This window comes from Trebonia sp. (genome assembly GCF_030042015.1).
Taxonomy (GTDB): domain Bacteria; phylum Actinomycetota; class Actinomycetes; order Streptosporangiales; family Streptosporangiaceae; genus Trebonia.
Window position 1 is genome coordinate 1 of sequence record NZ_JASIAL010000140.1, and the last position, 6,566, is coordinate 6,566.

A 6,566-nucleotide genomic window follows, 5' to 3' on the forward strand; every position below is an offset into this window, starting at 1 on the left:
ACGTGCGGCACGCCTGTGGGATCGGCGATCCAGTAGCGGACCCTGGCCTGCATCCACTGCGGGAGGCCGGCCACGCTGTCCTTCACCGCCTGCCAGTCGTCGATCATCGTGTAGATGATCGCCACCGTGTTGTGATCGGCGCTCAGCTTGGCCTCGATCCAGCCCGCGGCCTGCCACGGGGTCGCGTCGCCCGGCTCCACGTCAAGCGCCGCCGCAGCCGGGTCGGTGTCCTGCGTGTCGATCCACAGCACGTGCCCGCGTCCCGCCACGGCGGACGCCGGGACGGCGTAGGCGCCAGTGGCGTAGGTGGCGACCTGCTGGCCGGCGGGGATCGCGCTCGGATCCACCGAGTCGTAGACGAGGAACGGCTGGGGCGGCGGGGCCGGAGCCTGCACGTGGTGAACCGGCGCCGGCGCTGGCTTGCGTGGCGCCGCGTGCGGGCGGGGAGCCGTCGGGTGCAGGGCTGCCGGGCGGGGGGCCGACGGCCTCGCCGCAGCCGAACTACCGCTGGCGCGTGCGGTGTGCGACGCGGTGCCGGTGTCGCCGGACGCGCGGTCGCCCTGCGTCAGGGCGCGAGCGGCCAGCGCCAGGCTGCCGACGATGCCCTGGGCGCCGGGATTGTCCCGCGGATCGAGCCGGACGCCGTCGGCTCGCTCTGCTGCCGAGCCCGCCAGGGTGTGCCACGCCAGCCCGGTGACCCAGCCGTAGAGCGAAGACGCGGCATGAACAGACGAGGGGCCCTGCCCGGCATGGCCGCCGCCGTCCATCGCGAGCGTGCTGGCCATGGCGGTCCACGGCGCGGAACCGGCGAACGCTCCGGCCACGGCGATTCCGGCTGCCGCCGCGGCGGTCGCGGCGGCGAGCGACACACACGACACCCGTGTGCGGTTGCGAGCGAGCCGACGGGCGATACGAGACTGGGGGGACGAGGAAACTGCTTCGTTGAAACGCGGGGACACGAGAGTAAACCTTGAGTCGTACGCGCACTCGGGAGGCGCTGCGATCACCCTCGGCGCTGTCGGCCGGTGCGACGCACCAGAGCGACGACAGGGGCGTGGACGTTGCCGCGGGTCAAGGCGACGTGTTGCGGGGGAGCAACCATCGCACGCCTGGGTGCTATCTGACACAAGTAAACAAGCGATCACATGAGGGGATGATGTGAATGAAAAAGGTCAAAGCGTGACATAGATCACGTAGCGTGCAGATCCCTGTCAACGCGGAGAGATCGAGCGACGCGCCGGGCCGCGGACGCCTGCCACCGCATGTCGGTGAGATGAACTCTTGCCGAACTCAGGCGGCCGGCCCGGGGGGTGCCGCCTGCCGCGCGATGCGATCCGCTGCCAGGCGCAGCTTCGCGGGAACCAGCCCGCCGTCCGGCATCGCCCCAGGTTAGAGGTCGGCCGATCTGGTTTCGCGCATCGTGATCAGGTTGCGACCTGCTGGGTAGTAGTTGCAGTGGCGGCAGGCACTGAGCCTGGTGTCCAATGGGGGCGTACCGCACATACTGAATAGTCGTTCCGCAGCAGCAAACGAACAGCACGGGCAGGCCTCATGCGTTTCACGCACGTACGACCGGCTGCCGTCGGCCTCGTGACATGCGGCGTTCTCGTCGTGACGGCCGCCGGGTTTTCGGTAGCGGTCACGGCAGCCCAGCGAGGCATGCCCGCCTCCGCCGCGCTGGCACGGACCGCGGCCGTGGTGAGCGGAACCGGTCAGCAGTGCCAGCAGTTGCGGCTCCCCGTGCCGCCCAGCCCAACCCTGGCCAACAGCCCGACCCCCACCAACAGTCCGACGCCGAGCACGAGCCCCACGCCGAGCACGAGCCCGACTGCCACGCCGAGCGACTCGCCGTCGGGAAGCGGTTCGACGGGCTCGGACGGCTCGGGATCGCCAACCCCGAGTCCCGATCCCTCACCGGCCCCGGCCGCCACGTCGGCCACCGCGGTGACCAGCATCTCCCCCGATCCCACCAGCTCCCCGGATCCGACCGGCTCCCAGGAGCCCACTAGCTCCCCGGATCCGGCCAGCACCCCCGCGGCCAGCAGCAGCTCCCCCGAGGCAAGCAGCAGTTCCCAGGCGACCGCCAGCAGTTCCCCGGACCCCAGCAGTCCGCCGGCCAGCGCGTCCGCGTCCGCTGCCGCGACACCGTCCGCCGACCCGGGAGTAACGTCCGCGGCGGCCAACGACCCGAAGGATCCAGCGGGCACTTTCACGAGCCCCGCGACCGCGCCGGTCAGCCTCTGCGTCGCCGTCCAGCGCAGCCAGGCCAGCATTGACGGCGGCCAGGCGGCCCAGTGGGTCGTAAGCGCCTGGACCGTAGGCGGGAACGTGCCCGTCGTCATCATCCGCCTGACGGCCGCGCCCGCGAGCCTGTCGCCGCGGTTCAGCTTCGGCTGCGGCAGCAACGACGGATCCGCCTCCTGTTACCTCGGCCAGGTGGACGCGAAGTCGTCTCCGCGGCAGGTTCAGGCGCAGGTCACGGTGCCGTTCACCGCGTCGGTATCGGCCGTGCGGCTGACGGTCCTGGCCAGCGCGGCCTACCTGCCCAGAGACCCGCAAGCGTCCGCGACCGTGGCGGTCGACGCCTACCTTCCCATCGTGAGCAGCTCACCGCTGCCGGTCGGCGGGCTCCCCTACGTGAGCGGAACTGGCTCCACCCTCAGCCCCGGCGGCAACGCGGGGAACCTGTTCCCGACGCTCACTCCGTCGTCTCCTGCCCCGACGCCCACCCCCGCGCAGCAGAAGGCCAGCGCGAGGACGGTGGCGAACACGTCGGCGATGCCGCTCGGCGCGCAGACCGCCGGCGCGCAGCTCATCGGCCTCGGCGTGCTGGCGCTGGCGTTTGTGCTGGCCGTCACGCGGCTGTCGATCCGCAGGCGCCCCGCCGGGAGCATTGCCGCCCAGCCCCCGCCAGCCGCCAAGTCCGGCGACGGGGACGCGAAAGAAGGCTGACCCGCACGCCCGGGCGCCCGTCCGGCCCGAGGGGCGAGACCCCCGCGGGGCCTACTTCGCGTAGAGCTCGAGGCTCGGGCGGACCTCGTCCAGCGTGGTCGCGAGCTTCGCGGTCGTCATCGTCGGCGACACGAGCTCACCGAAGCTGTCGTTGTCGAACCAGACGCACATCGCCACGCCCTGGTCGTTGGACTGCGCTTCGGCACACGCCGCCTCGCCGCCCAGCGACCCGGCCGGCACGACGTTCGCGCCGGGGTAGGTCTGGGTGAAGTTGGCGATCGACGTGGCCGGCGCGGCGCTGGACAGCTTGCCGCCCACGAACATGAAGATCTGCGCGTCGCCGCCCGGGGCGGAGCTGCCCATCTGGTACACGGCGGAAACGACGTCGCTGGCCTGGCCGGCGCTCGTGCTCATCACCTCGTTGGCCAGCGCGCTGACCTTCATCTCCTTCTCCAGGTTCGGCATGCGGGTGAACCCGTCGACCTGGTCCGGCGCCACGATCGTGTGCGCGGGGCCGCTCGGCCCGGAGAACACGTACTTCATCAGCACACCGCCGATCGCCCCTGCCGCCACGACCGCGATGGCCCCCAGGGCCATCCACTGCCGGCGGTCGCCGCTGCGGCCGCGGCGGCGGCCGGCCGCGCGCCGCGTGCCGGTGTCCTCGCCGGCGCGGCGGCGCTGCGCCGTCCGGGAGAAGGCGGCGGGCACCTGCCTGCGGTCGTCATCCAGGTCAAGGAAGTCGAACTCGCCGGGCTCGTCCCAGTCCAGCGGCTCGTCGTCGGCGGGCGCGAGCAGCCCGGTCGCGGACCGCGCGGACCGCGGCGACCGCAGGCTGTCGATGCGCGTCTCGTCGTAGGCCGGGACGTCGAACCTGGTGTGATCCATGCCCAGGTCATCGACGCGCAGGTCATACCGGGTGTCGGCAAAGCGGTGGCGGCGGCCTGCAAAGTCCGCGCCGCCGTCGCCCCCGTCCGCCGCGTAGTCCGGATATCCCGAACGATCCGGGCCGCCTGTATCGAACCCGTCGTTTCCGTACCCGACAGGTTCGTCCTGCCGGATGTCTTCGCTGTCCGCCCACAGGCTGTCCAGCCGCGTCTCGTCGAAGCGGGGCACGTCGAAGCGCGTCTCGTCGAAGCGCGGGCGGTCGTAGCGCGGGTCGTCGTAGGACAGGCGGCCGTAGCTCGGCTCGTCGTAGCCGACGGCCTCGAAGTCGCCGGTCCCGATGATGCCGGACAGGTCATAGCCCGGGCCGTCGATGCCCGGCCGCGAGTACGCCGAGCCGTTGTAGTCGGCCGGGTCGTACGGCGCGGGGCCGGGGCCCCCGCGGCCGTAATCGCCGGGGGCCGGGTAGTCGAGGGCGGGGTAACCGCCCGAGTCCGCGTAGCCGCCGCCGGCCTGGTAGGACTGCTCTTCGCCCTCATAGCGCAGCGGCTGGTCGTAGTCCCACGGCTGCCGATAGGTGTCCGCCGCGCTGTAGGCCTCGACTCCCCCGTAGCCTTGCGGCTCGTGGTGGGGGTAAGCCAGCTCGATGCGCGTCGACTCCATGTATCCGGGCCCGGTGTACCCGTGCCGCCCGTACCCCGCGCGCGCGGGCGCGGGACCCGTGGGCGCGGACAGCACGTAGCCAGCCTGCCCGTAGCCGGGCTGCGGCGGCTGTCCTGGCTCGACGTATCCGCGCACCGTCCGGGTGCCCGCGATCCCGGCGTCCTGCGACGCCGGGCCGTTGTAGCCGGGGTTGGCGTAGCCGGGGTCGCCGTAACCGAAGTCGTCGGCGGCGGACCGGGCGTAGCCGCCCGGGTCGGTGCCGTACCCGCTCGCGCCGGCCGCGGCGTACGGGTGCTCGCCGTGGCTTGGCGCCGGCGGCCGGGACGCCGGGTAGCGGTAGTCGCCGCCTCGGTACTCCAGATCGGAGTACCCGGTTGGCCATGAGATGTCCGGACCGAACGGTACCTGCCGCCCATCCGGGGGAAGTCTCCCATGGTCATCCTGGGTATGCGGCCATCCGCTCCTCATAGTCGCGGTCACCTCTGTGTGTCTGCTGTTGGTACCTGCGGGCAAGGTCACAACATCATCTCGACAAACAATGGCCTCCGCCACCGGAACCGCTATATCGGCGTGTCGCGCCGGAACTTTTTGTGCGTATCGCCCCAAAACTGGACATTTCGCATCGATATGTGCCGATCACGCCGCACCCGGTGACGAGCCCGCGGTCAGGCGATGTCGCGGCGGCGGAAGGCGGCCAGCCCGGCCGCGCCGAGCCCCAGCGCGATCACCGACAGCCACACCAGCGGGGGCGCCGCGACGGTCCCGCCGGGAAGCCGGGGAGCATGGGTGAACGGGGAGACGTCAAGCACCCATCCGGACAGCCGGAGCGCCTGGCCGAAGATGCTGATCACGACCGCCAGCCCGACCGCCGCCCAGCCCACCGCGACCGACTGGCCGGGCAACAGGCCGAACGCCGCGACGGCGATCCCCGCGATCACCAGCGCGGCGGGAAGCTGGGCCAGGCCGGCGCCGAGCATCCGGGCCACCTCGCCGCCCACGTCACCGGCGCGCAGGCCGTAGCCAAGACCGGTCGCGGCACCGGCCAGCGCGAGCAGCAGGGCGCTGCCCGTGACCGCCACGAGCACGTGGCTGGACCCCCAGCAGATCCGGCCGGGGGCACCCGACAGCACCGGGTCCGCCAGGCCCCCGGTCTCCTCCGCCCGCAGGCGCAGCACGGCGGACACCCCGTAGGCGGCGGCCACCAGGCCGGCCAGCAGCATCAGCCCGGCCAGGTAGGCGTTGACGATCGCGGACTGCCCGCCGAGCCGGGTGAACTCCTTCGTCAGCGCGCTGCTCGTGCCGAGGAGCTGGCCGATCCCCTTCGCCGCGGCGCCGCAGACCGCGAACAGGAACGCGTAGCCCGCCGCCCAGCCGGCCAGCGACGGCCACTGCAGCCGCCAGGCGAGCGACTGGGGGCCGCGCAGCAGCGCGGACGCCTCCGCCCGCCCCGGCCGGGCGGGCACCAGGCCCGCCCCGTGGTCGCGCCGGGCGGCGAGCACGAACGCCAGCCAGGTGCCGGCCGCGAACACGGAGACCGGCAGCGCCAGCACCCACCATCGTTCGGATGCGAACGGCCGGAGCAGCTCCGTCCAGCCGAGCGGCAGCACCCAGGTCAGCCAGGCCGGCCCGGCGGCCCCGGCCGAGTCGCCGGCCGCCCGCGCGAGGAACGCCAGGCCGAGCACGCCGATCGCCAGCCCGCGGGCGGCCCGCGCCCCCGCGGTGAGCTGCGCGGCCACCGCGCTGATCCCGGTGAACGCCAGTCCGCAGGTGCCGATGGCCAGAGCCAGCGCGGCCGAGCCCGCGGCCGGCAGCCCGATGACCGGCAGCACCGCGCACAGCACCGCGGTGAGCACCCCGTTGGCCAGGGCCGCGACCGCCAGCGCCGACACCAGCGGCGCCTGCCTGCCCACCCGGGCCGAGCCGATCAGCTCAAGGCGCCCGGCCTCCTCGTCCGCCCTGGTGTGCCTGATCACGATCAACACGCTCATCAGCACGGCGAACAGCGCGCCCCACACCCCGTACCGCCAGGCGGTCAGGGCGCCCACCGAGGTCCCGTTCAGCCGGCCGTA

General features: G+C 73.0%; 4 protein-coding genes and 1 pseudogene. 1 reads left to right on the forward strand and 4 read right to left on the reverse strand.

The window, feature by feature from the left end:
* Together Q1N79_RS07120 and Q1N79_RS07125 are read right to left on the reverse strand one after the other, a co-directional pair.
* A pseudogene (locus Q1N79_RS07120) lies at window positions 1–869 on the reverse strand (hypothetical protein); the annotation flags it as partial.
* Between the two features lie 843 nt (window positions 870–1,712).
* A complete protein-coding gene (locus tag Q1N79_RS07125; protein WP_300605798.1) occupies window positions 1,713–2,342 on the reverse strand; it encodes a hypothetical protein in 630 nt (209 codons plus the stop codon).
* Between Q1N79_RS07125 and Q1N79_RS07130 the strand changes: the two genes are divergently transcribed.
* Window positions 2,329–2,952: a hypothetical protein gene (locus Q1N79_RS07130; protein ID WP_300605800.1), complete on the forward strand. Its 624-nt coding sequence runs from the start codon at window positions 2,329–2,331 to the stop codon at window positions 2,950–2,952. The genes Q1N79_RS07125 and Q1N79_RS07130 overlap by 14 nt on opposite strands.
* A 51-nt stretch (window positions 2,953–3,003) precedes the next feature.
* Here Q1N79_RS07130 and Q1N79_RS07135 read toward each other — a convergent pair whose 3' ends face one another.
* Both Q1N79_RS07135 and Q1N79_RS07140 read right to left on the reverse strand, forming a co-directional pair.
* Window positions 3,004–4,965 (reverse strand): hypothetical protein, encoded by a 1,962-nt coding sequence (locus tag Q1N79_RS07135; protein WP_300605802.1) that lies wholly within the window; start codon window positions 4,963–4,965, stop codon window positions 3,004–3,006.
* A gap of 197 nt (window positions 4,966–5,162) precedes the next feature.
* Window positions 5,163–6,566: ABC transporter permease (locus tag Q1N79_RS07140; RefSeq protein WP_300605804.1), on the reverse strand; the 1,404-nt coding region annotated here is incomplete at its 5' end.

Bases quoted from the DNA above. Each gene is read 5' to 3' on its own strand.
- Q1N79_RS07125 (WP_300605798.1), bottom strand. From the start codon at position 2,342: ATGACGACGGGCACGTTCCCGCCTACGGTCCAGGCGCTTACGACCCAC.
- Q1N79_RS07135 (WP_300605802.1), bottom strand. From the start codon at position 4,965: ATGAGGAGCGGATGGCCGCATACCCAGGATGACCATGGGAGACTTCCC.